This is a genomic window from Klebsiella sp. M041 (assembly GCF_059759695.1).
In genome coordinates this window covers 148,343-172,687 of the sequence record NZ_JCAXWU010000006.1, presented here as the reverse complement: position 1 = coordinate 172,687, position 24,345 = coordinate 148,343, and the positions used below count along the sequence as shown (strand labels likewise).

At 57.0% G+C, this 24,345-nt stretch carries 27 protein-coding genes; 13 read left to right on the top strand and 14 right to left on the bottom strand.

The genetic code is table 11. The features are described from left to right. Positions 1-3 precede the first annotated feature (3 nt). Both cfa and punC read right to left on the bottom strand, forming a co-directional pair. Positions 4-1,152 (bottom strand): cyclopropane fatty acyl phospholipid synthase, encoded by a 1,149-nt coding sequence (gene cfa / locus AC6CWS_RS09840; RefSeq protein ID WP_023289946.1) that lies wholly within the window; start codon positions 1,150-1,152, stop codon positions 4-6. Positions 1,153-1,446: 294 nt separating this feature from the next. Then, a complete protein-coding gene (punC, locus tag AC6CWS_RS09835) occupies positions 1,447-2,628 on the bottom strand; it encodes a purine nucleoside transporter PunC (protein ID WP_065881515.1) in 1,182 nt (393 codons plus the stop codon). Between the two features lie 112 nt (positions 2,629-2,740). Between punC and punR the strand changes: the two genes are divergently transcribed. Next, positions 2,741-3,652, top strand: a complete 912-nt coding sequence (gene punR, locus AC6CWS_RS09830) for a DNA-binding transcriptional activator PunR (RefSeq protein ID WP_004202889.1) — start codon at positions 2,741-2,743, stop codon at positions 3,650-3,652. Between the two features lie 18 nt (positions 3,653-3,670). Here the strand turns inward: punR and purR are convergent, their stop codons facing one another. Continuing rightward, complete coding sequence (purR, locus tag AC6CWS_RS09825; protein ID WP_004202888.1) at positions 3,671-4,696, bottom strand: HTH-type transcriptional repressor PurR; 1,026 nt, start codon at positions 4,694-4,696, stop codon at positions 3,671-3,673. Positions 4,697-4,988: 292 nt separating this feature from the next. Between purR and cydH the strand changes: the two genes are divergently transcribed. After that, a complete protein-coding gene (gene cydH, locus AC6CWS_RS09820; protein ID WP_002907776.1) occupies positions 4,989-5,081 on the top strand; it encodes a cytochrome bd-I oxidase subunit CydH in 93 nt (30 codons plus the stop codon). Between the two features lie 167 nt (positions 5,082-5,248). Then, complete coding sequence (locus AC6CWS_RS09815) at positions 5,249-6,418, top strand: MFS transporter (protein ID WP_065881516.1); 1,170 nt, start codon at positions 5,249-5,251, stop codon at positions 6,416-6,418. A gap of 59 nt (positions 6,419-6,477) precedes the next feature. Here the strand turns inward: AC6CWS_RS09815 and sodB are convergent, their stop codons facing one another. After that, complete coding sequence (sodB, locus tag AC6CWS_RS09810) at positions 6,478-7,059, bottom strand: superoxide dismutase [Fe] (protein ID WP_023289943.1); 582 nt, start codon at positions 7,057-7,059, stop codon at positions 6,478-6,480. Between the two features lie 480 nt (positions 7,060-7,539). Between sodB and AC6CWS_RS09805 the strand changes: the two genes are divergently transcribed. Continuing rightward, complete coding sequence (locus AC6CWS_RS09805) at positions 7,540-8,025, top strand: helix-turn-helix domain-containing protein (RefSeq protein ID WP_023289942.1); 486 nt, start codon at positions 7,540-7,542, stop codon at positions 8,023-8,025. On the opposite strand, the gene AC6CWS_RS09800 is transcribed toward AC6CWS_RS09805, so the two are convergent. Then, entirely contained in the window at positions 7,980-8,852 is an 873-nt protein-coding gene (locus tag AC6CWS_RS09800) for a C40 family peptidase (protein ID WP_065881518.1), read from the bottom strand. The two genes, AC6CWS_RS09805 and AC6CWS_RS09800, sit on opposite strands and share 46 nt — an antisense overlap. 340 nt (positions 8,853-9,192) lie before the next feature. On the opposite strand from AC6CWS_RS09800, the gene AC6CWS_RS09795 reads away from it, so the two are divergent. Continuing rightward, entirely contained in the window at positions 9,193-9,540 is a 348-nt protein-coding gene (locus tag AC6CWS_RS09795; RefSeq protein ID WP_002907768.1) for a Grx4 family monothiol glutaredoxin, read from the top strand. A gap of 47 nt (positions 9,541-9,587) precedes the next feature. Here the strand turns inward: AC6CWS_RS09795 and rnt are convergent, their stop codons facing one another. From rnt to AC6CWS_RS09775, 4 genes are all read right to left on the bottom strand, one after another. Continuing rightward, complete coding sequence (rnt, locus tag AC6CWS_RS09790) at positions 9,588-10,235, bottom strand: ribonuclease T (RefSeq protein WP_004202881.1); 648 nt, start codon at positions 10,233-10,235, stop codon at positions 9,588-9,590. A 136-nt stretch (positions 10,236-10,371) separates the two neighbouring features. Then, positions 10,372-10,779, bottom strand: coding sequence for a lactoylglutathione lyase (gloA, locus tag AC6CWS_RS09785; RefSeq protein WP_032453119.1), 408 nt, complete (start codon positions 10,777-10,779; stop codon positions 10,372-10,374). Positions 10,780-10,857: 78 nt separating this feature from the next. Next, entirely contained in the window at positions 10,858-11,955 is a 1,098-nt protein-coding gene (locus AC6CWS_RS09780; RefSeq protein WP_044523573.1) for an alkene reductase, read from the bottom strand. 53 nt (positions 11,956-12,008) lie between these two features. Beyond that, positions 12,009-12,608, bottom strand: a complete 600-nt coding sequence (locus tag AC6CWS_RS09775) for a TetR/AcrR family transcriptional regulator (RefSeq protein WP_032428869.1) — start codon at positions 12,606-12,608, stop codon at positions 12,009-12,011. 139 nt (positions 12,609-12,747) lie between these two features. Here AC6CWS_RS09775 and AC6CWS_RS09770 point away from each other — a divergent pair, with 139 nt between their 5' ends. From AC6CWS_RS09770 to sodC, 3 genes are all read left to right on the top strand, one after another. Further along, the gene (locus AC6CWS_RS09770) at positions 12,748-12,990 is read left to right on the top strand and encodes a DUF1289 domain-containing protein (RefSeq protein ID WP_017901094.1); all 243 of its coding nucleotides are present in this window, start codon (positions 12,748-12,750) and stop codon (positions 12,988-12,990) included. 48 nt (positions 12,991-13,038) lie between these two features. Continuing rightward, positions 13,039-13,935 carry an aldo/keto reductase gene (locus AC6CWS_RS09765; RefSeq protein WP_065881519.1) on the top strand — a complete coding sequence of 299 codons (897 nt, stop codon included), beginning with the start codon at positions 13,039-13,041 and terminating at the stop codon, positions 13,933-13,935. A gap of 69 nt (positions 13,936-14,004) precedes the next feature. Further along, the gene (gene sodC, locus AC6CWS_RS09760) at positions 14,005-14,526 is read left to right on the top strand and encodes a superoxide dismutase [Cu-Zn] SodC (RefSeq protein ID WP_498256399.1); all 522 of its coding nucleotides are present in this window, start codon (positions 14,005-14,007) and stop codon (positions 14,524-14,526) included. Here the strand turns inward: sodC and AC6CWS_RS09755 are convergent. From AC6CWS_RS09755 to AC6CWS_RS09745, 3 genes are read right to left on the bottom strand one after another with little or no spacing between them, the layout of a single operon-like run. Continuing rightward, on the bottom strand, positions 14,519-16,543 hold the full coding sequence (locus AC6CWS_RS09755; RefSeq protein WP_065881521.1) for an FUSC family protein: 2,025 nt from the start codon (positions 16,541-16,543) through the stop codon (positions 14,519-14,521). The genes sodC and AC6CWS_RS09755 overlap by 8 nt on opposite strands. Beyond that, positions 16,543-17,439, bottom strand: coding sequence for an efflux RND transporter periplasmic adaptor subunit (locus tag AC6CWS_RS09750; protein ID WP_065881522.1), 897 nt, complete (start codon positions 17,437-17,439; stop codon positions 16,543-16,545). The genes AC6CWS_RS09755 and AC6CWS_RS09750 overlap by 1 nt, the downstream gene beginning before the upstream one ends. A 10-nt stretch (positions 17,440-17,449) precedes the next feature. After that, positions 17,450-17,686 carry a DUF1656 domain-containing protein gene (locus tag AC6CWS_RS09745; RefSeq protein ID WP_023289934.1) on the bottom strand — a complete coding sequence of 79 codons (237 nt, stop codon included), beginning with the start codon at positions 17,684-17,686 and terminating at the stop codon, positions 17,450-17,452. A gap of 172 nt (positions 17,687-17,858) precedes the next feature. Between AC6CWS_RS09745 and slyA the strand changes: the two genes are divergently transcribed. Then, positions 17,859-18,299, top strand: a complete 441-nt coding sequence (slyA, locus tag AC6CWS_RS09740; RefSeq protein WP_025710835.1) for a transcriptional regulator SlyA — start codon at positions 17,859-17,861, stop codon at positions 18,297-18,299. A gap of 34 nt (positions 18,300-18,333) precedes the next feature. Here slyA and AC6CWS_RS09735 read toward each other — a convergent pair whose 3' ends face one another. Together AC6CWS_RS09735 and slyB are read right to left on the bottom strand one after the other, a co-directional pair. Next, positions 18,334-19,695, bottom strand: a complete 1,362-nt coding sequence (locus AC6CWS_RS09735) for a sensor domain-containing diguanylate cyclase (RefSeq protein WP_065881523.1) — start codon at positions 19,693-19,695, stop codon at positions 18,334-18,336. Between the two features lie 224 nt (positions 19,696-19,919). Then, the gene (slyB, locus tag AC6CWS_RS09730; RefSeq protein ID WP_002907749.1) at positions 19,920-20,387 is read right to left on the bottom strand and encodes an outer membrane lipoprotein SlyB; all 468 of its coding nucleotides are present in this window, start codon (positions 20,385-20,387) and stop codon (positions 19,920-19,922) included. 268 nt (positions 20,388-20,655) lie between these two features. Here slyB and anmK point away from each other — a divergent pair, with 268 nt between their 5' ends. The 4 genes from anmK to tyrS all read left to right on the top strand — a co-directional run bounded on the left by anmK (position 20,656) and on the right by tyrS (position 24,309). Continuing rightward, positions 20,656-21,780: an anhydro-N-acetylmuramic acid kinase gene (anmK, locus tag AC6CWS_RS09725; protein ID WP_023289931.1), complete on the top strand. Its 1,125-nt coding sequence runs from the start codon at positions 20,656-20,658 to the stop codon at positions 21,778-21,780. Positions 21,781-21,872: 92 nt separating this feature from the next. Beyond that, positions 21,873-22,196, top strand: coding sequence for a C-type lysozyme inhibitor (gene mliC, locus AC6CWS_RS09720; RefSeq protein WP_032428867.1), 324 nt, complete (start codon positions 21,873-21,875; stop codon positions 22,194-22,196). Between the two features lie 57 nt (positions 22,197-22,253). After that, positions 22,254-22,910, top strand: coding sequence for a pyridoxamine 5'-phosphate oxidase (pdxH, locus tag AC6CWS_RS09715; protein WP_032428866.1), 657 nt, complete (start codon positions 22,254-22,256; stop codon positions 22,908-22,910). Between the two features lie 124 nt (positions 22,911-23,034). Beyond that, complete coding sequence (gene tyrS / locus AC6CWS_RS09710; protein WP_004175868.1) at positions 23,035-24,309, top strand: tyrosine--tRNA ligase; 1,275 nt, start codon at positions 23,035-23,037, stop codon at positions 24,307-24,309. The last annotated feature ends 36 nt before the right edge of the window (positions 24,310-24,345 follow it).

Below are 24,345 nucleotides of genomic sequence, written 5' to 3'. Positions count from 1 at the left end.
TTTTTAACGGGCGACGCGCAGTCCGTGTTCAATCCCGCGCGAGAACACCACCTGCCAGAGCTGAATGTCGCGGGCGCGGAAGGCGCCGGCGCAGGCGTTCAGGTAATAACTGAACATGCGTTTGAAACGCTCAGAATAGTTATCGGCAATTTCCGGCCAGCTGGCGAGGAAACGCTCATACCAGGCCATCAGGGTGGTGTCATAATCGGCGCCGAAGTTGTGCCAGTCTTCCATCACAAAGTGCTTCTCGCTGGCATCGGCGATCTGCCGTACCGACGGCAGGCAGCCGTTAGGGAAGATATATTTATTGATCCACGGGTCAACGTTATGGTCGGTGACTTTGGAACCGATGGTGTGCAGTAAGAAGCGGCCGTTGGGTTTCAAATTACGATCGGCGACCTCAAAGTAGGTGGCGTAATTTTTGGGACCCACGTGTTCGAACATGCCGACGGAGACGATGCGGTCGAAGCTGTCGTGCAGATCGCGATAATCCTGAAGACGAATATCCACGTCAAGGCCATCGCAGCGCGCCTGGGCCATCTTTTGCTGTTCGGCGGAGATGGTCACGCCGACAACGCTCACCTGGTAATTCCGCGCCATATATTCGGCAAGACCGCCCCAGCCGCAGCCGATATCCAGCACTCGCATGCCTGGCTCGAGCTCCAGCTTACGGCAGATGAGATCCAGCTTATCCTGCTGCGCGGCTTCGAGGGTCTGCGCCTCTTTCCAGTACCCGCAGGAATATTGCATGTAGGGATCAAGCATCCGGCTGAAAAGATCGTTGCCGAGGTCATAGTGCTCTTTGCCGACGATCCAGGCGCGTTTTTTACTTTGCAGGTTAAACAGGCGAGCGCCTGCGATGCGGAGTGTGTCTTTGAAATGGTGAGGGAGTTGTTTTTCCAGCCCGGCGCGGAGCACTTTATGGAAGAATATATCCAGACGCTCGCAGTCCCACCAGCCGTCCATATAGCTTTCGCCTAAACCCAGCGACCCCTCCTGCAATACGCGTTTAAAAAAAAGAGGGTTTTTAATCCGCAGGTCTGACGGCGCGGAGCCATTGATTTCAATTCCCGCACGGCCCAACAATTCAGCTGCAATCCGGTACCAGTCATCATTTGGTACACTTACTTCTTCTATACACGATGAACTCATAGCTTCTCCATCACGCCCAAGTGATCAGAACCTTAAAACAGCGTAGACGCTTTTTTGGCTTTGTGAGAAATCTCACGGATAATCCGTGAAGTCGCTATCCGACGTAGAACAGAGGAAGGGAGATAACCCTTGCCGAAAGGCCTTCCATGGTGAAACGGAGGCATCCTGCATCCGTTAATCTGTTAAATATTTTTTATTTATGTGAACCCGGATCCAGTATAGGACGCTAAGTACTGGCTTTCAATAAAAATATCTTAGCGTGCTAACCACTGGTCCGGGCTCTGGCGACGGGCGTCAGGCGTGGGAAGAGTGGGCCGCCAGCGCTGGCGTCTGCTGCAGGCGATAACCCACTCCGGCTAACAAAATAGAGACCAGCATCACGCTGGTGGTGGTCAGCAGCGGTGTGGCGATCAGCGTGGAGACTAGCAGGCTGGTCAGGAAGCACAGGCCAAGCTGGAGGGTGTTCTGCAGCGCCGCCGCGCGGCCGGTTGCCTGCGGGAAAGGCTTCAGCGCCTGAGCGACCACGATGGGGTAGATCCCGCCGTTGACCACCGCCATCAGGCAGAACGGGATCATCAACGCCACCAGCGAGGCATGCGTTTGCAGACCCACCAGCCAGGTGGCGGCGACGCTGACGGCGAAGACCACCAGCAGCCACGGGAGCATTTGTTGCCCGGACCATTTTTGCAGCAGCGCGCGACAGCCATAGCCGCCCACCAGAAAAGCGATGGTCTGCGGGATATAGCTCAGGCCGATGGCGGTCGGGCCGTAGCCCATCTCATGAAGGATAAACGGCGAACCGGTAAGCCAGGCGAAGAAGCTGGCGGAACAGGCGGCGTAGATCAGGACGTTGCCGCTGTATTCCCGGGAGCGCAGCAGCGCCAGAAAAGTGATTTTCTTTTCAGCCACTGTGGCCGACTTAGCGGCGGCCTTCAGGCGCAGGGCAGGCAGCATCAGCAGCAGAGTGATGGCAAACAAGGTGGCGAAGATGGCTTGCCACTCGAAGTGCACCAGCAGCCAGCTGCCCAGCAGCGGGGCCAGCGCAGGGGACAGTCCTACCAGCGGCATAATAGTGGCGAAGATGCGGTTGGTGCGCTGGGCGGGATAGTAATCGGTCACCATCGCCTGCCAGGTGACCGCCGCGGCGCAGACGCCAATCGCCTGCAGAAAACGCAGCGCCAGCATCAGCGTGGCGTTCTGCACCCACAGCATTCCCAGGCAGCCGACCGCGAAAATCGCCAGGCCGCTCAGCAGCACCGGTTTGCGCCCGTAGCGGTCTGACAGCGGCCCCCAGAAGAGCTGGCCCAGCGCGAAGCCGGCGAGGAACAGGCTCAGGCTGGCGCTAATGGATGCGGCGGAGGTGTCGAGATCCTGCTGCATGGCGGCAAATGCCGGCAGGTACATATCGGTGGCCAGAAAGCCCAGCACGCTCAGGCCGGCCAGCCAGACTAAAAATCCTTTCCCAGGTTGTGACATAACGTTCTCATTTTTGGAGTACAGGTACGATGCCGCAGAGTGTAGGGAGTGCATTGTGGCTTGTGAAACGCTAATATTTGTCACATGCATTCAAAAATTTTGCAGGCAGAAAATGTGGTCTGAATACTCTCTGGAAGTGGTTGATGCCGTCGCCCGGAACGGCAGCTTTAGCGCGGCGGCGCAGGAGCTCCATCGGGTGCCTTCCGCCGTCAGCTATACCGTGCGTCAGCTCGAAGAGTGGCTGGCCGTCCCGTTGTTTGAGCGCCGTCATCGTGATGTGGAGCTGACCCCCGCCGGGGTCTGGTTTTTACAGGAAGGGCGCTCTGTTATCAAAAAAATGCAGATCACCCGCCAGCAGTGCCAGCAAATTGCCAACGGCTGGCGCGGGCAGTTGTCGATCGCGGTGGACGATATCGTGAAACCCGCGCGGATGCGCCAGATGATCGTGGATTTCTATCGCCATTTTCCCGACGTCGAGCTGATCGTTTTTCAGGAAGTGTTCAATGGCGTATGGGATGCGCTGGCCGACGGCCGCGTGGAGCTGGCGATTGGCGCAACGCGCTCTATTCCGGTCGGGGGCCGCTATGCGTTCCGCGATATGGGGATGCTGAGCTGGGACTGCGTGGTGGCGAGCGATCACCCGCTGGCGAAGATGGCGGGGCCGCTGAGCGACGATGTCCTGCGCAACTGGCCGTCGCTGGTGCGGGAAGATACCTCGCGTTCGTTGCCCAAACGGACAACGTGGCTGCTGGATAACCAGAAGAGGGTGGTGGTCCCCGACTGGGAATCGTCGGCAACCTGTCTGTCGGCAGGACTCTGCGTCGGCATGGTGCCAAGCCATTTCGCCCGGCCATGGGTGGATCGCGGCGAGTGGACCGCGCTGGCGCTGGAAAATCCGTTTCCGGATGCGGCCTGCTGTCTGACCTGGCAGCAGAATGATGCTTCGCCGGCGTTAAACTGGATGCTGGACTACCTGGGGGACAGCGACACGCTGAATCGGGAGTGGCTGCGGGCGCCGGAGTGATCCGCGCCCGCCAGTGCTTTAGCGACGATAGTCGACAAACGGGCCATCCGCCACCGAGCGGCGTTCGACCAGCCGAGGGTGCACTTCAATAGACTGCGACTCTTCGCGCTTGTTGACGATACGATCCAACAGCATATTGAACGCGGCTTCGCCCAGCGAATCTTTCGGCTGATGAATGGTGGTTAACGCCGGGCTGAAATAGCGGGCGTTGCGCACATTATCATAACCGATCAGCGAAATGTCCTGCGGCACGCGCAGCCCCATTTCATCCGCGGCGCAGATAGCGCCCATCGCCATAATGTCGCCGCCGCAGAAGACCGCCGTTGGACGGTGTTGTTGGCTCAGGATCTGCTGCATGGCGCGGTAGCCGGACTCCGGCTCGAAGTCGCCCTGTACAATCCAGTTTTCCGGCACGCTGATATGCGCCTCTTTCATCGCCTGCATGAAGCCGGCCAGTCGCCCCGCGCCGGTGTTGCGCTCCAGCGGGCCCGGGATCACGCCGATTTCGCGGTGACCGCGTTCAATCAGGTAACGTCCGGCGATATACCCGCCCTGGAAGGCGTTATCGATTACCGCATCGGTAAAGTCAGCTTTTGCTTCGCCCCAGTCCATCACCACCATCGGAATATGGCGATACTCTTCCAGCATGCTCAGGACGGAGTCCGGGTATTCGGAACACATCACCAGCAGACCGTCGACGCGTTTTTGCGCCATCATCGACAGATAGGCCCGCTGTTTTTCCGGGTCGTTCCAGGCGTTGCCGAGAATCAGGGTATAGCCCTTCTGGAAGCAGCTCTTTTCAACGGACTCAATGATTTCAGCGAAATAGGCGGCTTCGCTACTGGTCGCCAGCAGGCCAATCGATTTTGTATGATTGACTTTCAGGCTGCGGGCCACGGCGCTCGGCGAGTAGTGCAGCTCTTTAATCGCCGCCCATACCGCATTGCGCGTCTCTTCGGCAACGAAACGGGTTTTGTTAATTACATGTGATACAGTTGTAGTGGAAACGTTTGCGCGCTTCGCTACATCTTTAATAGTTGCCATTACATCTCACTCCATGCCTTGACCTGATCGCCTGATCATCGATACGTAAACGTTTGCCTACACACACCCTGAATACAATTTTCAACATTGCATCACGTCGGGAAAACGACACAGAACGACAGGAAGGGGTCAATGGCCGATACGCTTTTAAATTAGCGTGGGATTTTGTCCGATCTTGGGGCAAAGTGGAAGAGCAAAAATGTGCATCGCCCTAAATCCCGGAAGATTTTTGCGATTTTTTGTGCAAAAATGAGCAAGCTCACTTTTGGTGTGGGGATAACAAGAGGGAAAAATGATGGATACCAATTTAAAGTTTTCGCTGATCACCACGATTATTGCCCTCGGCGTGATCGTCGCATTCAGCCTGACCGCCATACTGCACTAATGTTCCGATGAGGGAGGAGCGCGGCCTCCTCCCCGTATCCCGCCATTATTATCAATTCTGCAAAAATCTTTTGTCATTTCGTTCACTTTTGTTTTTTTGTGATTGATGTCATGCTTTTGGCTTCTGATGTTACGCCGTCCTCCCTGACGGTCTGATGGAGTCATTGAATGAAAATCAACTTTCCTTTACTCGCGCTGGCGATCGGCGCCTTTGGCATCGGGACCACCGAGTTCTCCCCGATGGGATTGCTGCCGGTGATTGCCAAGGGCGTGGACGTCTCGATACCGGTAGCGGGAATGCTGATCAGTGCGTATGCCATCGGCGTCATGGTCGGCGCGCCGCTGATGACCCTGCTGCTGTCCCATCGCGCCCGACGCAATGCGCTGATTTTTCTGATGGGGATCTTCACCGTCGGCAACCTGCTGTCATCCATGGCGCCGGATTACACCACGCTGCTGCTGTCGCGCATTATTACCAGCCTCAACCACGGCGCCTTTTTTGGCCTGGGGTCGGTGGTGGCGGCCAGCGTGGTACCCAAGCACAAGCAGGCCAGCGCGGTGGCCACCATGTTTATGGGCCTCACCATCGCTAATATCGGCGGCGTGCCTGCCGCGACCTGGCTTGGAGAAACCATCGGCTGGCGGATGTCCTTCCTCGCCACCGCGGGGTTAGGCCTGCTGGCGATGGTGAGCCTGTGGTTCTCCCTGCCGAAGGGCAGCGCGGGCGAACGGCCGGATGTCAAACAAGAGCTTTCGGTCCTGTTACGGCCGCAGGTTCTTTCTGCCTTACTGACCACCGTGCTGGGCGCCGGGGCGATGTTTACGCTGTATACCTACATTTCGCCGGTACTGAATTCGCTGACCCATGCTTCATCGCTGTTTATCACCGCGATGCTGGTGCTGATTGGAGTTGGTTTTTCGCTGGGCAACTATCTGGGCGGCAAATTCGCCGACCGGTCGGTCTCCCGCACGCTGAAAGGCTTTCTGCTGCTGCTGATGGCGATCATGCTGGCGATACCGCTGCTGGCGCAATCCCAGGCGGGTGCGGCCATCAGTATGATCGTCTGGGGCGCAGCCACCTTTGCGGTAGTGCCGCCGCTGCAGATGCGAGTGATGCGCGTGGCGCATGAGGCGCCGGGTCTCTCTTCTTCGGTGAATATCGGGGCGTTCAACCTGGGCAACGCGCTGGGCGCCGCCGCCGGCGGGGCGGTGATCTCCGGCGGACTGGGATATGCGTTTGTGCCGGTAATGGGCGCGATTATTGCCGGTCTGGCGTTGCTGCTGGTCTGGTTTAGCGGACGAGCGCAGCCGGAGGAGGCCTTTGCCAGCCAGTCATAAACGGTTGGGAAGGGTGTAAAAAAAACCGCAGCAGGGGTCACTCTGCTGCGGTTTGTCGTTTATGCGGCCAGGTTAGCGGCAACAAACTTCCAGTTAACCAGCGCCCAGAAGTGGTCCAGATAGCTTGGACGGGCGTTGCGGTAGTCGATGTAGTAAGCATGTTCCCAGACGTCAACGGTCAGCAGCGGCTTCGCGTCGGTGGTCAGCGGGGTACCCGCGTTGCTGGTGGAGACGATAGCCAGGCTGCCGTCGGCATTTTTAACCAGCCAGGTCCAGCCAGCGCCAAAGTTTTTCGCCGCGGCGTCGGTAAATTTGGCCTTAAACTCTGCGAAGCTGCCGAAGGATTTGGCAATCGCGGCCGCCAGCTCGCCTTCCGGTTCGCCGCCGGCGTTCGGCGCCAGGCAGTTCCAGTAGAAGGTGTGGTTCCAGACCTGCGCCGCGTTGTTGAAAACGCCGCCTTCAGAGGTGCGCACGATCTCTTCGAGCGATTGACCTTCGAACGCGGTGCCTTTGATCAGGTTGTTGAGGTTAGTGACATATGCCTGGTGGTGTTTACCGTAGTGGTATTCCAGGGTTTCTGCGGAAATGTGCGGCGCCAGGGCGTCTTTTGCATATGGTAATGCAGGTAATTCAAACGACATTGCTACTCTCCTTATAACTTTTTTGTTTTATCTCACATTGACAAGATGAGGTTTTCACCTGAATCGCGTTCTGACCGCCCGACGCTGTCGCGTCCCGGGCCTGTTATTGTATTGAGAATGTTAACATTTGCCGCAGGCAGTGAAAAGCCTTACAACGATAAAGGCTATTATCGCCGGCGCAACTGCCGAAGGCTTAACCGTTTTCTGCGTAGCGGCGCGTTAAGACGCCCGCAGATGTTGCAAAAATGTATAAGTAAAAGGAGGCTGGGTCTCCAGCCTCTCACCGCGATGGTTAATTTCTCAGCAGGCCATCTTAAGACCCCGTAGCGCAAACGGCTGAATGAAAATAAGCATTTTAAATCAAATAATTAATGACGCTATGCTTTCAGGCAATCGCCGCTATGCCAATAATTCATTGTCTATTTTGATATTTGTATGACAAATATAGCCGCCGGCAGTAATTTCCACAGGATGGCTACGATGGCAAAAACAGATGAAGTGGTAAGCCCGAAAATGATCCCGGTCGTGCAGGGGATCGTTGACTGGATCGAAGCACATATTTTTGACACCCTGCCGGTAAGCGCGATAGCGAAAAAGTCCGGCTACTCGCACTGGTATTTCCAGCGGCAATTCGCCATGGTGACCGGCTGCACGCTGGCGAGCTACGTCAGCCGCCGGAAGATGACCATCGCGACAATCTACTTAACGCAGACCGAGGCCTCCATGCAGAGTATTTCCCAACGTCTGGGGTACGACGGGCAGGCGGCGTTCTGCCGCACCTTTCACCGTCACTTTGGCATGTCGCCCACCCGCTATCGTCGGGAAGCGCCAGTCACAGAGGCGAATATGCAGTTTCCCCTGACGGTGGGGGCGGAGAACGCGCAGGTGAAGAGGGCTGCCGCCGTAGCGGCAGACCGGGATCAACGAATGGTTTTCGGGGTCATGACGCGACGGGCGCCGACGTAATGGCGTACCCAGTAATCTTCGCTCAGGGAGGTGATTTGAATATCGCGCCCCGTGCGCGGGGACTGAATGAATTTCCCGTTGCCGACGTAAACGCCAACGTGGTCGGCAGTGCCGCGTCCGCGGGTGCGGAAGAAGACCAGGTCGCCGCTCTGCAGTTCGTCACGATCGACCGGACGCGCATCGCGCAGGTGGTACATTTCATTGGCGGTACGCGGGATATGAATCTTGACCAGGTCTTTGTAGGCGTAATAGACCAGCCCGCTGCAGTCGAACCCGGTGCGCGGCGAGGTGCCGCCCCAGCGATACGGTTTACCCAGCTGGCCCATCAGTTTGTTCATGGCGGTACTCTGCGCTTTTTGCACCCGGACTTTATGCGCGTCGGCGATCGTCAGATTCGCTTCGCTGGCCTCGGGTTTACAGCGTTTTTTATAGCCCTTACGCACCACGCATTTGCTTTTGACGCTGTTCAGCGCCAGGGCCGGCTCGGCGCTGGCGGCCACCGTTTTTGCGCACTGCTTTTTATACCCTTTACGCAGCACGCATTTTTTCGTGGCGCCGGCGGACTGACGATGAAGCGCGGTTTGGCTTGCTGCGGTAGAGCGGGTAGGGAGCCGGGTGCTCGAGGATTTTTTACTGGTGGTTTTAGCGGTGGTTTTACTTTTTTGACTGGTTGCTTTTTTCTTGCGCTCTGAGCCGCTTTTCGCGGGCAACGCCTTTGGCGAGGCGGAGGCGTGCGTATGCCCTGAAGCCTGAGCCAGTGGCGTGAATGAGATAGATGTGAACAGTAATGCACAGAGCGATATCGCGATTTTGTTTAGCCGCGCCACTGAGCAATCCCCTGATTAATTACAGACATGTACAAATGCCTGACGATGAATGACAAACCGGAACGATTCTAAAGCATAAAAACCCGGAAAGTTAATATTCTTTTGTATCAAAAATGTCGATTGGTTAACGATTGCAAGAAAACGCGTCAGACATTGACCGCCTCGCACAGAAAATGCGCAACGCGCGCCTGCCCGCGACGGCAAAATGATATTTTTAAGGCAACTTCGCGCAACAGAAGATAAAATATGAATAGTGAAAAAAATGTTATTATCGGTCCTGCCCTCGGGACGCTACAATGACAAGTTACTGCCGTAGAAAGAAGTTTAAGGAAGCACGACAATGAGCTCGACTTTAGAAAAGATCCAACGCCAAATCGCTGAAAACCCGATCCTGCTGTACATGAAAGGTTCGCCGAAGCTGCCAAGCTGCGGTTTCTCCGCTCAGGCCGTTCAGGCGCTGTCCGCCTGTGGTGAACGTTTTGCTTACGTTGATATCCTGCAGAACCCGGATATCCGCGCCGAGCTGCCAAAATATGCCAACTGGCCGACCTTCCCGCAGCTGTGGGTGGACGGTGAACTGGTGGGCGGCTGCGATATCGTCATCGAGATGTACCAGCGCGGTGAACTGCAGCAGCTGATCAAAGAGACAGCGGCGAAATACCACACTGACGAGCCGAAAGCGGAATAATTCCCGCGGTCAGTAAAAAAGCGACTTCCTGGAAGTCGCTTTTTTTATCACTCCGGCGTCGCCACCGGCAGCGGCCAGCCGCCCAGACGCTTCCAGCGGTTCACTATCTCGCAAAACAGCTGTGCCGTCTGCTCGGTATCGTAGAGGGCGGAGTGGGCCTGCGCGCCGTCGAACGGCATACCCGCGGCAATACAGGCTTTCGACAACACCGTCTGGCCCAAAGCCAGCCCGCTCAGCGCGGCGGTGTCAAAGGTGACAAACGGATGGAACGGGTTGCGTTTAAGCCCCGCCCGTTCGGCGGCGGTCATGGTGAAGCTGTGGTCAAATGTGGCGTTGTGCGCCACCATGATAGCCCGACTGCAGTCGCTCTCTTTCATCCCTTTGCGTACCATTTTGAAGATGGCATGCAGTGCGTCGTATTCGCTCACGGCGCCGCGCTCTGGATCGTGCGGGTTAATCCCGTTAAAGGCCAGCGCTTCGGGCTGAAGATTGGCGCCCTCGAAAGGTTCAACATGGAAATGCAGCGTTTCATCGGGCATCAGCCAGCCTTGCTCATCCATCTTCAACGTAATGGCGGCGATCTCCAGCAGGGCGTCGGTTTTGGCATTAAATCCTGCGGTTTCAACATCAATCACCACTGGATAAAAACCGCGGAAACGGTCGCACAGACCATTCAGTTGAGCGTTCTCGGACATCAGATTCTCTTAGCTGGAAAAAAGTAGCGCGCATTATGGCAAATTTTGCCACGGCTTGCAGCAGGCAGGGGTGAAAACAACGGGCGCCGCAGCGCCCGGGCGAACGAGGATAATGAAGTCGCTATGGTCGGGGGGGTTAGTTGCCCAGCCCTTTGCCGGCGTCTTTCTCTTCAATCAGCTCGATTTTGTAACCGTCAGGATCTTCCACGAAGGCGATAACGGTGCTGCCACCTTTTACCGGCCCGGCTTCGCGGGTAACGTTGCCCCCGTTCTGGCGGATCCGTTCGCAGGCTTCGGCGGCGTTGTCGACGCTCAGCGCGATGTGACCGTAGGCAGTGCCCAGCTCATAGCTGTCCACGCCCCAGTTGTAGGTCAGTTCGATCACCGCGGTATCGCTCTCTTCGCCGTAGCCGACGAAGGCGAGGGAGTATTTGTACTCCGGGTTTTCGCTGGTGCGCAGCAGCTTCATGCCCAACACATTGGTATAGAAGTCGATAGAACGTTGCAGGTCGCCAACGCGCAGCATGGTGTGGAGTAAGCGCATAATGTCCCCTATGCAGTTTATTTGATAGATCAGAGCCTTGAGTATAGCGGCGATACGTCGCCGCTATCAATGGAGGGATTACAGCGTAGGATAATCGGTGTAGCCTTCCGCGCCGCCGCCGTAGAAGGACTCCGGGCGCTGCGGGTTGAGCGCCGCTTTTTTCTGCAGGCGGGCAACCAGATCCGGGTTGGCGATGTAATCGCGGCCAAAGGCCACGGCATCAATCAGCCCTTTGCTGATCAGGTCGTTGGCTTTTTCAACGGTGTAGGCGCCAGCGCCAATGATCACGCCCGGGAAGCGGTCGCGAACTTTCTGACGGAAGGCTTCGCTGTACGGCTTGCCGCCCGCCCAGTCCGGCTCGGACATGTGCAGATAGGCGATACCGCGTTTCGCCAGCTCGCTAATCAGATACAGCGCGTCTTCTTCTTCGTTCGGGCCATTATCCACATTCTGGAAGCTGCCAATCGGCGACACGCGGATGCCAATCCGGTCGGCGCTCCACTCTTTGCTCACGGCGTCAACCACCTCCAGTACCAGACGGGCGCGGTTTTCCACGCTGCCGCCATACTGGTCGGTACGCTGGTTCGCCGACGGCGAGAGGAACTGGTGCAGCAGATAGCCGTGGGCCGAGTGCAGTTCAACCAGATCGAAACCGGCGTCACGGGCATTGCCCACCGCCTGACGGAAATCATCGACGATCCCCGGGATCTCTTCGGTTTCCAGAGCGCGAGGCATCGAGGTATCGGCGCGGATGGCGTGGCCGTTTTCGTCGCGCAGCGAGGTGCGGGTGCCGGCGCTCAGCGCAGACGGCGCTACCGGGGCGGCGCCGCCGGGCTGCAGGCTGCTATGGGAAATTCGCCCGGTATGCCACAGCTGCACGGCGATATGGCCGTTTTCCGCGTGAACGCCGGCGGTGATTTTCTGCCAGGCGGCAATCTGCTCCGGGCTGTGCAGGCCTGGCGCGCCGGCATAGCCTTTGGCCTGGGCGGAAATCTGCGTCGCTTCGCTGATGATTAGCCCGGAGCTGGCGCGCTGACGGTAATATTCGCCCATCAGCGGGGTAGGGATATCGCCCGGCTCGATGCTGCGCAGACGCGTCAGAGGAGCCATAAATACGCGATTAGGGACGGTGACGGCACCGACTTTCAACGGGGTGAATAATTTTGATTCCGACATAATGACTCCTGAGTAGACCGGTCGTCTAGGAACTGATGAAATAAAAACGCCTGTTAAACAGCAGGCGCCGCAATAATCTGTTTCGCGTGGGCAAGGGCGCTCTCCAGCGGCGTTGCGCTACGCGTTATTTTGGCCTGCAGGTTGGCGCCGAGCCACAGGGAATAAAGCACCTGCGACAGGGTCATGGCCTCGCCGTCAAATGTCAGACTGCCTTCCTGACGTCCTTTCTCCAGCGCGTCGCCCAGCAGGGCGATGATCTGGCTGGCGCCGTGGTTCATGGCGGTGCGCATGTCTTCCGACAGATCGCAGACCTCTGCCGACAGCTTGACGGTAAGACACCCGCTAATAATTCCCTGCTGGTAAAACTGATTCAGCGTGTGCTGATAGTAGGCCAGCAGCCGATCGCGATAGTTGCCGTCGCCATGGGCGAAATGCTCGACCAGGCGCTGCAGATATCCGGCGAAATGGTTTTCCAGCAAGGCGACGCCGAAGGCTTCTTTAGAGCGGAAGTAATGATAGAAAGAGCCCTTGGGCACTTCCGCCGTCTTCAGGAGTTCGCTCAAGCCCATGCCGGTAAAGCCGCGATGCATGCAAAGCCGCTCGCCGGTGGCCAGAATATGTTCTCGGGTATCACAATCGCTGTGTCTGTTCATGGAGCACACTGTAGTAGACCGATTGGTCTAATGCAAGACCCGGCGCAAAAATGTTAGCTGGCGCAGCACGTAGTGAACAAAATTTGCGTCAGCGCGGGGAAACGTCTTCAATGAAAGGAGATGAGGGGACAGGAGGCGTGTGGTGGCAGAGCAGTTAGAGTTTTTCCCGGTGCAGAGCCCGTGCCGGGGAATTTGTCAGACCGATGAGCGCGGCTACTGTCGCGGCTGTTTCCGTAGCCGTGAGGAACGTTTTAACTGGCAAACGATGAGCGATGCGCAGAAACAGGAGGTATTGCGTCTGTGCCGTCAACGCCTGCTGCGCAAAATCCGCGCAAACAGGCCAGAGGCGGCGGAAGAACCGCAGCAACCCTCACTGTTTTAAGCCAAAAATTACGTATACTCAGAGCACTTTTTTATTGAGGAAGCGGTTATGGTTCAGCGTATTGCTATGGCTCCCCAGGGGCCGGAATTTTCGCGTTTTGTGATGGGCTACTGGCGTCTGATGGACTGGAAAATGTCGCCAGGCGAGCTGGTCAGCTTTATCGAACAGCATCTTGATTTAGGTATTACCACCGTCGATCACGCCGATATCTATGGCGATTACCAGTGTGAATCCGCCTTTGGTGAAGCCCTGAAGCTGGCGCCGCATCTGCGTAGCCGAATGGAAATTGTCAGCAAATGCGGCATTGCCACCCGGGCGCGCGCTGAAAACACCATCGGTCACTACATTACCGACCGGGACCACATCGTGCTCAGCGCTGAGCAATCGCTGAGTAATCTGGCGACGGACCATCTCGATCTGCTGCTGATCCACCGGCCGGATCCGCTGATGGACGCCGATGAGGTGGCTGAAGCCTTCCTCGCGCTGCATCACAGCGGCAAAGTACGTCATTTCGGCGTCTCGAACTTTACCCCTGCCCAGTTCACCCTTCTGCAGTCGCGCCTGCCGTTTACGCTTGCTACCAACCAGGTGGAGATCTCGCCGGTGCATCAGCCGTTGCTGCTCGACGGCACCCTCGATCAGCTGCAGCAGCTGCGTATTCGCCCGATGGCCTGGTCCTGCCTCGGCGGCGGCCGCCTGTTTAATGAAGAGGGCTTTCAGCCGCTGCGCGACGAGCTGGCCCAGGTGGCCCACGAGCTTAACGCCGACAGCATCGAGCAGGTGGTTTATGCCTGGGTGCTGCGCCTGCCATCGCAACCGCTGCCGATTATCGGCTCGGGCAAAATTGAGCGCGTGCGCTCGGCGATTGTGGCTGAAAAACTGAGTATGACCCGTCAGCAGTGGTTCCGTATCCGCAAAGCCGCGCTCGGTTACGACGTGCCATAACAGGCATTTCGCCTCCGGAAACCTGTTCCTGGTTTACACTTAACAGGGAGACAGCCATCCGGAGGTGTTATGCAACGATGTATTCTCGCTATCCTTTCCCTCGCATTTTGCGCTGGCGCGCAGGCCGTCAGTGAAGATGTGCAACTTAATCTCGTGACCAGCCAGGGCGTTGGTCAATCCATCGGCAGTGTAAAAATCACCGAAACCGACCGCGGACTCGAATTTGCTCCCGATCTGCGAGCGTTGCCGCAGGGCAAGCACGGCTTTCATATCCATGCAGAAGGCAGCTGCCAGCCGGCGATGAAAGAGGGCAAAGCCGTGGCCGCCGGAGCGGCGGGCGGACATTACGATCCGCAACATACCGGTAAACATGAAGGGCCGCTGGGCACCGGACATCTTGGCGATTTGCCCCTGCTGGTGGTCAACGACGCGGGCGTGGCTGACCAGCCGATTATCGCTCCGCGCCTGAAAACGCTGGCGGAAGTGAAAGGCAAAGCGCTGATGGTTCATGTCGGCGGCGATAATATGGCCGACAGTCCGCAGCCGCTGGGCGGCGGCGGCGAACGGTTTGCCTGCGGGGTGATTAAGTAATCTTTTCGCCAATCGTTCCGGCGACCGGAGCCTGTTCCAGCTGCGATAGCGCGCAATACAGTCGCCAGATCGCGGCGGCCAGCTCCCGGGCCGCCGGCTGATGATGGTGGTTCAGAACCTCGCAGATCCGCAGCAGCTCCTGCAGCGTGGTGGCCAGCGGCCGCTGCTGCACGCCGCGCTCGCTCATCACATCGCGCAGCAGGTTGATACACAGATCGCGCACCTGGGCGAGCGGATCGGAGCGGGTTTCCCACTCACGAAGCTGCCAGACCACGTGGGAGCAGTTCAGTAAGACCACTCCCCAGCGCAGTAGCCAGCGGCGGGCCAGCGCATCCTGGCTCTGACTAAGCTGGCTGACGTGGTGATATACCAGCGATTCAAATTCGTGCTCGCTGTGCTGGGGGCGGCGGCTGAGCTGATCGACAAAGTGACGCCGTAACGCTCTGATGTGCCGTCGCCCTTTGCGGGCGTCCGAGCCGGGACTGAGCACCGCAAAAGCCAGCCACGCAAAGCCCACGCCGACAATCTTGCTTAAATTGTCATTGAAAAAGGCCGCATAGTCGTACACCGGTGGGTTGGTGACGGAGATAAACGAGCCCATAAAGACGATAAGCTGCCCCCACAGGCCGGCAAATTTTGGCCACTGCAGCTTGAGTAACTGCATGGTGGTCAGCAACGGGAACAGAAACAGCAGGAACTGCCACAGGTCGGTGATCTGCACCATCAGGCCAAATTTCACCACAAAACTGAACACCGACAGCAGGACCAGGGTCTGCATCAGCAGGGTCAGCGAGCGAAACGGCGAGGCCGACACCGAGTAGAGTACGCAGCAGATGGAGGCCAGGGTCAGGGCCGCCGCGCAGCTGGTCCACTGGGTACTGATCCCCCACGCGCCTATCGCCACCAGGGCGCAAAAGGTACGAATGCCGTTGAGCAGGGCTTCCGCCTGGTCCGTGTGGCGGGTCAGCGCGGGTGCGGAAGGAACATTGAACTCGGCGATCGCCGAGGCATTTTCAACCCGGCGGATCCAGCGGCTGCTTTCCAAATAAATGCGACAGAAATAGCGTAACCGCGCCCAGAAGGCGAGGTGGCGGTAATCCGCGCCCGGCGGCGGCGCCAGCGGCGCCAGAATGCGGGCGACGTGATAGCTGTCAGCATTGGCGGTGGCGAGCTCCGCAAGCAACGACTCCAGCACCTGGCGGGTATTGGCCGGGGCGTCAGGCCAGTTCAGCAGCATACGCCGCAGGCTGGAAATGACGCTGGTCATTCGGAGCTGTTGGTGCAGCAGGTAGTTCAGCAGGGGATTCTGCCGACGGAAGCGGTAGTGGCTCCAGAAGGCCTGGATGCGCAGCAGGTTCATGGTCAGGATCTGGCCAATTACGCTTTCATGGGCGGTGCGGATAGCATCCGTCGTTTCCGGTACCCACAGCAGACTGGCGTGCTCCAGCAGGCGGGCGTGCATGGTTTTCAGCGCCGTCAGCAGGTTGCTGCCATCGGAGGTGCTGGGCAGGATCATCATCATCAACCCGCCGCACAGGATCCCGACGATGACTTCGCAGACGCGCGACTGGGCAATCACCCATAGCTCGTAGCTGTCGCTGATATTAATCACCGGAAAGGCGATGATGGCGCAGGTATAGCCCGCCAGCTGAAAGGCGTAGGCCACGTTGTTGGTGAACAGGGCGCAGGCCCAGGTGCAGAGCGCCAGCCAGCCGGAGATACTGAACAGGAACAGCCAGGGATCGTTGAGCGTATGGCCCGCCAGCAGCAGGGCGGCGCAGGCGCCGAGCAGGCTGCCGGCAATGCGGCCAAAACTTTTACTGATCACCCCGCCGACGGTGGGAAAGCTGACCACCGCCGCGGAGGTCATCGCCCAGTAGGGCTCATCCAGATCCAGCGCGTAGGCGATGCTCAGCGCAAGACACATGGCGATGCCGTTACGCAGCGCGTATCGCCACTGCGGTCGGGTGGCTTTAACCCAGGGCAGCGTGCGCCATGACAGGGTCTGCAGATTCATCACTGTCCGCCGATCGAGACGGTGCAGGTGGTGCCGGAGACCAGAGTGACATCGGCCGGCAAGCTATCAAAGGCAATCCGCACCGGGACGCGCTGGGCGAGGCGGACCCAGGGGATATTCGGTTTGATATTGGCCACCAGCCCGGTTCCCTGTTCCACGCTCTGGTCGACAATCGCGCGACCGATGCTGGCGACATGCCCCTGCAGCGTCTGCTGATTGCTGTAGAGAATGATTTGCGCCGGATCGCCGATGCGAATATGGCGCAGTTTGGTCTCTTCAAAATAGCCCAGCACATAGAACGAATGGCTGTCCACCAGGGCAAAGACCGGATGGCCGGTGGTGGCGTAATCGCCGACCCGGGTGGAGAGGTTAGTCACCCAGCCGTCCACCGGCGCTTTGACTACCGTCTGGTTGAGCTGCCACTGCGCATGCTTCAGCGCCGCCTCGGTGACACCGACTCCCGCTCTGGCGGCCGCCAGGGTGGTGGTGGCGGTATTCAGGGCGGTATTGGCGTTTTCAAGGTCTTCAGCCGAGATGGCATTCTGCGACAGGTTTCTGCGACGGCGGGCCTCGCTGGCGGCTTTGCTTTGCTCTGCCTGCGCTTTCGCCACCTCAGCTTGCGCTTTCGCCAGCTGCGCCTGGGCGTTCAGCACCGCAATGCGGTAGGGGGTGTCGTCGATGGTAAACAAGACTTCACCGGCCTTGACCCGCTGGTTATCGGCCACGTTAAGCTGCAGAATACTGCCGGAGACCTGAGGGGTGATCCCGACCTGCTCGGCGCGCACTTTCCCGTCGCGGGTCCAGGGGGACTGAGTGTAGAAATTCCATAACAACCACGCGGCAACCAGTGCGATGGCCGCCACCAACAGCGTTGACAAATATTTTAATTTTTTCATAGCAGGTAGATCACCAGGCAATCAATAACAGCAGGGCCAGACAGACCGAGAGCGCGAACAGGGAGAGATCCATCAGCAGGGGATGCCAGATGTCGCCCGCATACATCCAGTCACGCAGCTGGCGATGTAAAAACAGCCAGATAAAGAAGCCCAGCAAGACGGCTTTGAACAACGGAGGGAAATAGACGGATGCGCCGAACATCAGGTCCTGCAGCGGCAATCCGGATGAATTAAGACTCAGTTTCACAAGCAAAAATCCTTTGCCATAACAGGGATAACCTCAGGAAGTGCTACTCTTTAACAGTGTAAATCATTGTTTTGGTTTTTGTTGAATCAAGTAATTCATTTGTTTTGATTATTCAAATGCTGCACACTATTCTAAAATCAGTATAATAACTTAGCAAGCTAATTATAAGGAGATGAAATTGGAATCGCCACTTGGTTCTGATCTGGCACGTTTAGTTCGCGTCTGGCGCGCGCTAATCGACCATCGCCTGAAACCTCTGGAGTTAACGCAGACCCACTGGGTCACGCTGCATAACATCCACCAGCTGCCGCCTGAGCAGTCGCAGATCCAGCTGGCGAAAGCCATCGGTATTGAACAACCGTCGCTGGTGCGTACGCTCGATCAGCTGGAGGAGAAAGGGCTTATTTCTCGCCAGACCTGCGCAAGCGATCGGCGGGCCAAACGCATCAAGCTGACTGAAAAAGCCGAACCGCTGATCAATGAGATGGAAGAGGTGATAGGCAAGACCCGCGATGAAATCCTCACGGGGGTCTCGAAGCAGGAAGTGGAGACGTTGCTCCACTTAATTCGTAAACTTGAACAAAATATCCTCGATCTCCAGGCAAAAGATTAATCCTTTTGCGGCCCGGGCTATCCCGGGCCTTTTTTTACCCGCCCTGGCGTCGCCAGATCACCACCCGGTTACGTCCGCTGTTTTTTGCTTCATACATGGCTTCGTCCGCACGCTGAACGCACTCCTCCGCCGTCACACTTCTGTCATGGGTGGTATACACCCCCATGCTGATGGTCATCCGCTCTGGCAGAGCGGTCTGCTCGGCGCTGACCGCCAGACGGATGCGCTCGGCGATCGCCTGCGCCTCGTTCTCTGAGGTGTTGACCAGCAGCAGGGCAAACTCCTCACCGCCGATGCGGGCGGCGACATCATCCTTGCGCGAATGGCTGTCCAGCACCGAGGCGGCAAATTGGATCACCTTGTCGCCGGCGATGTGGCCGTAGTTATCGTTGATGCGTTTGAAATGGTCGAGGTCGCTGATAATCACCGACAGCGGATGCTGGGCCTTCACCTTCGCCAGCTGCTGGTTTAGGCTGTCATAGAAGAAGCTGCGGTTATAGAGGCGGGTCAGTGGGTCGCGGATCGAATTCTGGTAGGAGTTGACATACTTGTGGTTAGACTCCCGATAGAGGATAAAGACGTCGACCAGCAGCACCAGGATCAGGAACAGGGTGCACAGCGTTTCAAAAAAACGCGCCTGATACCAGGCCTGATCGAGTTCCCCAACGGTAGAGAGCAGCCGGAAGAGGGTGAACAAATATGCGCTGCAAAAAAAAGCGCCGCTATACCAGAAAATATTGCGCAGTTTACTCAAGCAAATTATTAATATTAGCGTGATAAACCAGACGGCCATCAGCAGCCAGCTGATAATACTTTTCCACAGCGGGGTGAAAGTATGATTCAGGTCGTCGATAAAATTGATGCTCAGTTTCGGCGAGTGGCTGGAGTACAGCCATGATAAAAAAATAATGGTTAATACAAGAACAATACATGCCGCGAAAGTCATTACATGGGCTTTCCAGGAATGCATGATGCGCCGGCGGAAATAATACAAAATAATTGATGACATGAATAAGACGGCCATCATTATATTGCGAAAGAAATAATATATGACGGCGTCATTTTGTTTCACCACCGGCGAGGGATTACAGCTGAGCCAGTCCGGATAGCTGCTGAGCGTGCCCAGCATCAGCAACGCCGAACAGGCAAAGCCGAAAGCGACAGGGGTCAGATACAGGCGACGCTTGCTGCTCCAGTATTTCATGCCCATAAAACAGGCAATAGTGATATGAAACACCATCAGAAAACTGGTCAGCAGAGGAAATAGTGTAGATGAAGTGCTGTTGAATCTGGTGTGAAAAAAGTCCGTCAACCCGGTCATGCCGACCCCGGCCAGTAAACAAATACAAATATAAACGATAAGACGTTTAACGATATGATTCATGTGTTTGGGCATAGACAATATTCCACAGGGAAAAGCAAGGGTAACGATATTGCGTCGACATTAAAAGAGTAATGTGCAGAAGAGTAGTCGGGGATGACTGATAAAATATTGCGCAGGCGCAATGATTAATGCAATTCAAAAATTAAGATGTCTGAATGCTAATGCGTAGCTATTAGGGTGTAATAAATGCAGAGGAAAAATACGATGCGGCATAACCGGCCGCATCGTCAGAAGGATTATCGAGGAGAGACGGTAACCTGGCTGCCGCTGCCGGCAATCGCCACGCGCTGACCCACGGAGAATGGGGTGCTGCCCTGTTTCTGCACCACCATAATGGTATTGCCGTCATCCTTACGGATTTCCAGTTCCACGCCCTGGGTTTTATTCATCGCACCCTGCACGCCCTGACCGGCTACGCCGCCCGCGACCGCACCTGCCGCTGTGGCCAGAGAGCGTCCGGTACCGCCGCCGATGGTGTTCCCGAGGAACCCACCCAGCACCGCACCGCCAATCGCCCCGATGGCATTGCTGTCGTCGCCGCTCTGGATCTGTACGGCGCGGGTATGCACGATGGTACCGTATGTCACGCTCTGCACCTGTTTGGCTTCAGATGCGGAATACACATCGCCGGACAGGCCGCTGCTGCTCACGCAGCCTGCGAGCGTGAAACCAATCATCGATACAGCCAAAACACGTAAAATCATTTATGAATCTCCTGTTCACCGAAGGTGTTCAATTGAACGTCCATGCGGTTAATTATATGGCATTTAGTCGTCGGCGGGCATAGCTTCTCTCCGGACTATACAAAAAATAATAATTAATGGTGCTTCAACCTTAACTAAACGCCGGTTCTTTACGATGTTCTCTGAATTGTCGCTCTATTGTTAAAAAGTATTATTACAACATAGCATTAGCGTACACTTTATGGTGGAGTGAAGGATATACAAGGGTCATGGAATGAAGGAACAACGTATGAGATCGGGTCGCTTTATTGGCGTTATGTCTGGTACCAGCCTTGATGGTATCGATGTCGTTTTGGCTGCCATCAATGAAAACATGGTGGCGCAGCAGGCCAGTCTCACCTGGCCCATCCCACACGCGATAAAAGAAGAGATTCTGGCGATTTGCCAGGGCCAGTCATTGACCCTTTCGCAGCTAGGTCGTCTGGACACCCGACTGGGGCGGCTGTTTGCCGATGCCGTGCTGGCGCTGATGCGTCAGGAAAAGCTCAAACCCACCGACGTTATTGCCATCGGCTGCCATGGACAGACCGTATGGCATGAACCCCAGGGCGACGCGCCGCATACGATGCAAATTGGCGATAACAACCAGATCGCCGCCCATACCGGCGTCACCGTGGTGGGGGATTTTCGTCGCCGGGATATGGCGCTTGGCGGGCAAGGGGCGCCGCTGGTGCCGGCATTCCATCATGCGCTGCTGGCGCACCCCGTTGAGCGGCGGATGGTGCTCAATATCGGCGGGATCGCTAATGTATCGCTGCTGGTGCCGGGCCAGCCGGTGCGGGGCTATGATACCGGACCGGGAAATATGTTGCTGGATGCCTGGATCTGGCGCCAGCAGGGCAAACCGTACGATAAGGACGCCCAATGGGCCAGCGAAGGTAAAGTGCTCCTGCCGCTGCTGCAGGATATGCTGAGCGATCCATGGTTTGCCCTGCCGGCGCCGAAAAGCACCGGTCGGGAATATTTCAATTACGGCTGGCTGGAGCAGCATCTGGCTCGTTATCCGGGGCTGCGCGGGCAGGATGTGCAGGCAACGCTCGCAGAATTAACCGCCGTGACCATCAGTGAGCAGGTATTGTTAAGCGGCGGCTGCGAGCGTTTGTTAGTGTGCGGCGGCGGCGCGCGTAACCCATTGTTAATGGCGCGCCTCGCGGCCCTGCTGCCGGGAACCGAAGTCTCCACCACCGATGAGGCGGGGATCAGCGGCGATGATATGGAAGCGCTGGCCTTTGCCTGGCTGGCCTGGCGCACGATCGCCGGCCTGCCGGGTAATCTGCCCTCCGTGACCGGCGCCAGCGAAGCCACGGTGCTGGGCGCCATTTTTCCTGCTAATCCGCCGCAGAATCGGAGTTAACTGAAATCTTAAAGACGACGCGACCGGTAAACTGGACAAGTTAAGCGGAGGGCGGAGTGCCCTCCGTGACCGGGAAAGTCGAAGGCAAACGAATGAAAAAAATTCTTATCGCAGTTGTACCTTTTATGCTGGCGGGCTGTAGCTACTACAACCAGTTTGTCGAGCGGATGCAGACGGACACGCTGGAGTATCAATGCGACCAGAAACCGTTGACGGTCCATCGCAATAACCAACGCCAGCAGGTTAGTTTTATCTATGACAATCAGCAGTTGAATCTGTCTGAGGGGCTGTCGGCTTCCGGCGCGCGCTACACCGACGGCGTCTATGTCTTCTGGTCGAAAGGCGATACCGCCACCGTCTATAAGCGCGACCGCATCGTCCTCGATAACTGCCAGCTGCAGACCGCCAAACGTTGAGATTTCTGTCCGGGGGGCGCACAATAACGCCACCTTTTGACTATATCCTCAATGGCCATGTCTGATAACGACGAACTCCAGCAAATCGCGCACTTGCGCCGTGAATACACCCGTGGCGGTTTGCGTCGCCACGATCTTCCTGCTGAACCTCTGCCGCTGTTTGAGCGCTGGCTGCGTCAGGCCTGCGACGCGAAACTCGCCGACCCAACGGCCATGGTGGTTGCCACCGTCGATGAGCGCGGCCAACCCTATCAGCGCATTGTGCTGCTTAAGCATTACGACGAAAAAGGGCTGGTGTTTTATACCAACCTCGGCAGCCGCAAAGCCCATCAGATAGAAAATAACCCGCAGGTCAGCCTGCTGTTTCCGTGGCATATGCTGGAGCGCCAGGTGATGGTGATCGGCAAAGCGGAACGCCTGTCGACGCTGGAGGTGGTCAAATATTTCCACAGCCGCCCGCGTGACAGCCAGATCGGCGCCTGGGTCTCGCAACAGTCGAGCCGGATCTCTGCCCGCGGTATCCTGGAGAGCAAATTCCTCGAGCTGAAGCAGAAATTCCAGCAGGGTGAAGTGCCGCTGCCGAGTTTCTGGGGCGGATTCCGCGTCAGCATCGAGCAGATGGAGTTCTGGCAGGGGGGCGAACATCGCCTGCACGATCGCTTTTTATACCAGCGCGATAACGGCGCCTGGAAAATCGACCGCCTGGCACCGTAATTGCCGAAATTAGTTATCGAAGCGCTGGCGCTGAAAGGGCCGGCGCTTTATTCTATGTACTTTTCGCATCTGGCGAAAAGTCGTGTACCGGCAGAGGTGCAGTCGTTTATACATGGAGAATTTGATGGCAAGCAGTAACTTGATTAAACAATTGCAAGAGCGGGGGCTGGTAGCCCAGGTGACGGACGAGGAAGCGTTAGCAGAGCGACTGGCGCAAGGCCCGATCGCGCTCTATTGCGGCTTCGATCCTACCGCTGACAGCTTGCATTTGGGGCATCTTGTTCCATTGTTATGCCTGAAACGCTTCCAGCAGGCAGGTCATAAACCTGTGGCGCTGGTGGGCGGCGCTACCGGTCTGATTGGCGACCCAAGCTTTAAAGCCGCTGAGCGTAAGCTTAATACCGAGGATACCGTGCAGGAGTGGGTGGATAAAATCCGCAAACAGGTAGCCCCGTTCCTTGATTTTGACTGCGGCGACAACTCGGCGATCGCGGCGAACAACTATGACTGGTTTGGCAGCATGAACGTGCTGACCTTCCTGCGCGATATTGGTAAACACTTCTCTGTTAACCAGATGATCAACAAAGAAGCGGTGAAGCAGCGCCTGAATCGTGACGATCAGGGCATCTCCTTTACCGAGTTTTCTTACAATCTGCTTCAGGGTTACGACTTCGCCTGCCTGAACAAGCTGCACGGCGTGGCGCTGCAGATTGGCGGCTCCGACCAGTGGGGCAACATTACCTCCGGTATCGATCTGACGCGTCGTCTGCACCAGAACCAGGTGTTTGGCCTCACCGTGCCGCTGATTACCAAAGCGGACGGCACCAAGTTCGGCAAAACCGAGGGCGGCGCCGTGTGGCTGGATCCGAAAAAGACCAGTCCGTATAAATTCTACCAGTTCTGGATCAACACCGCGGATGCTGACGTCTATCGCTTCCTCAAGTTCTTCACCTTTATGGACATCGCAGAGATCAATGCCCTGGAAGAAGAAGATAAAAACAGCGGTAAAGCGCCGCGCGCCCAGTACGTGCTGGCAGAGCAGGTGACGCGTCTGGTGCACGGCGAAGAGGGCCTGGAAGCGGCGAAACGCATTACCGAGAGCCTGTTCAACGGCAACCTGAGCGACCTGAGCGAAGCTGACTTCGAACAGCTGGCTCAGGACGGCGTGCCGATGATCGAGATGGAAAAGGGCGCCGATCTGCTGCAGGCGCTGGTGGATTCCGAGCTGCAGCCGTCCCGCGGCCAGGCGCGTAAAACCGTCGCCTCTAACGCAGTGACCATCAACGGTGAAAAACAGGCCGATCCGGAATATGTTTTTGCCGACAGCGATCGCCTGTTCGGCCGCTACACCTTGCTGCGCCGCGGTAAGAAGAATTACTGCCTGGTCTGCTGGAAATAAAAAAATACTACCAGGGCGTGGGAAACCACGCCCTTT

Excerpts from the sequence above, each read along its gene's own strand:
- cfa (WP_023289946.1), bottom strand. The coding sequence starts at position 1,152 with ATGAGTTCATCGTGTATAGAAGAAGTAAGTGTACCAAATGATGACTGG.
- punC (WP_065881515.1), bottom strand. The coding sequence starts at position 2,628 with ATGTCACAACCTGGGAAAGGATTTTTAGTCTGGCTGGCCGGCCTGAGC.
- punR (WP_004202889.1), top strand. The coding sequence starts at position 2,741 with ATGTGGTCTGAATACTCTCTGGAAGTGGTTGATGCCGTCGCCCGGAAC.
- purR (WP_004202888.1), bottom strand. The coding sequence starts at position 4,696 with ATGGCAACTATTAAAGATGTAGCGAAGCGCGCAAACGTTTCCACTACA.
- cydH (WP_002907776.1), top strand. The coding sequence starts at position 4,989 with ATGATGGATACCAATTTAAAGTTTTCGCTGATCACCACGATTATTGCC.
- AC6CWS_RS09815 (WP_065881516.1), top strand. The coding sequence starts at position 5,249 with ATGAAAATCAACTTTCCTTTACTCGCGCTGGCGATCGGCGCCTTTGGC.
- sodB (WP_023289943.1), bottom strand. The coding sequence starts at position 7,059 with ATGTCGTTTGAATTACCTGCATTACCATATGCAAAAGACGCCCTGGCG.
- AC6CWS_RS09805 (WP_023289942.1), top strand. The coding sequence starts at position 7,540 with ATGGCAAAAACAGATGAAGTGGTAAGCCCGAAAATGATCCCGGTCGTG.
- AC6CWS_RS09795 (WP_002907768.1), top strand. The coding sequence starts at position 9,193 with ATGAGCTCGACTTTAGAAAAGATCCAACGCCAAATCGCTGAAAACCCG.
- rnt (WP_004202881.1), bottom strand. The coding sequence starts at position 10,235 with ATGTCCGAGAACGCTCAACTGAATGGTCTGTGCGACCGTTTCCGCGGT.
- gloA (WP_032453119.1), bottom strand. The coding sequence starts at position 10,779 with ATGCGCTTACTCCACACCATGCTGCGCGTTGGCGACCTGCAACGTTCT.
- AC6CWS_RS09780 (WP_044523573.1), bottom strand. The coding sequence starts at position 11,955 with ATGTCGGAATCAAAATTATTCACCCCGTTGAAAGTCGGTGCCGTCACC.
- AC6CWS_RS09775 (WP_032428869.1), bottom strand. The coding sequence starts at position 12,608 with ATGAACAGACACAGCGATTGTGATACCCGAGAACATATTCTGGCCACC.
- AC6CWS_RS09765 (WP_065881519.1), top strand. The coding sequence starts at position 13,039 with ATGGTTCAGCGTATTGCTATGGCTCCCCAGGGGCCGGAATTTTCGCGT.
- sodC (WP_498256399.1), top strand. The coding sequence starts at position 14,005 with ATGCAACGATGTATTCTCGCTATCCTTTCCCTCGCATTTTGCGCTGGC.
- AC6CWS_RS09755 (WP_065881521.1), bottom strand. The coding sequence starts at position 16,543 with ATGAATCTGCAGACCCTGTCATGGCGCACGCTGCCCTGGGTTAAAGCC.
- AC6CWS_RS09750 (WP_065881522.1), bottom strand. The coding sequence starts at position 17,439 with ATGAAAAAATTAAAATATTTGTCAACGCTGTTGGTGGCGGCCATCGCA.
- slyA (WP_025710835.1), top strand. The coding sequence starts at position 17,859 with ATGAAATTGGAATCGCCACTTGGTTCTGATCTGGCACGTTTAGTTCGC.
- AC6CWS_RS09735 (WP_065881523.1), bottom strand. The coding sequence starts at position 19,695 with ATGCCCAAACACATGAATCATATCGTTAAACGTCTTATCGTTTATATT.
- slyB (WP_002907749.1), bottom strand. The coding sequence starts at position 20,387 with ATGATTTTACGTGTTTTGGCTGTATCGATGATTGGTTTCACGCTCGCA.
- anmK (WP_023289931.1), top strand. The coding sequence starts at position 20,656 with ATGAGATCGGGTCGCTTTATTGGCGTTATGTCTGGTACCAGCCTTGAT.
- mliC (WP_032428867.1), top strand. The coding sequence starts at position 21,873 with ATGAAAAAAATTCTTATCGCAGTTGTACCTTTTATGCTGGCGGGCTGT.
- pdxH (WP_032428866.1), top strand. The coding sequence starts at position 22,254 with ATGTCTGATAACGACGAACTCCAGCAAATCGCGCACTTGCGCCGTGAA.
- tyrS (WP_004175868.1), top strand. The coding sequence starts at position 23,035 with ATGGCAAGCAGTAACTTGATTAAACAATTGCAAGAGCGGGGGCTGGTA.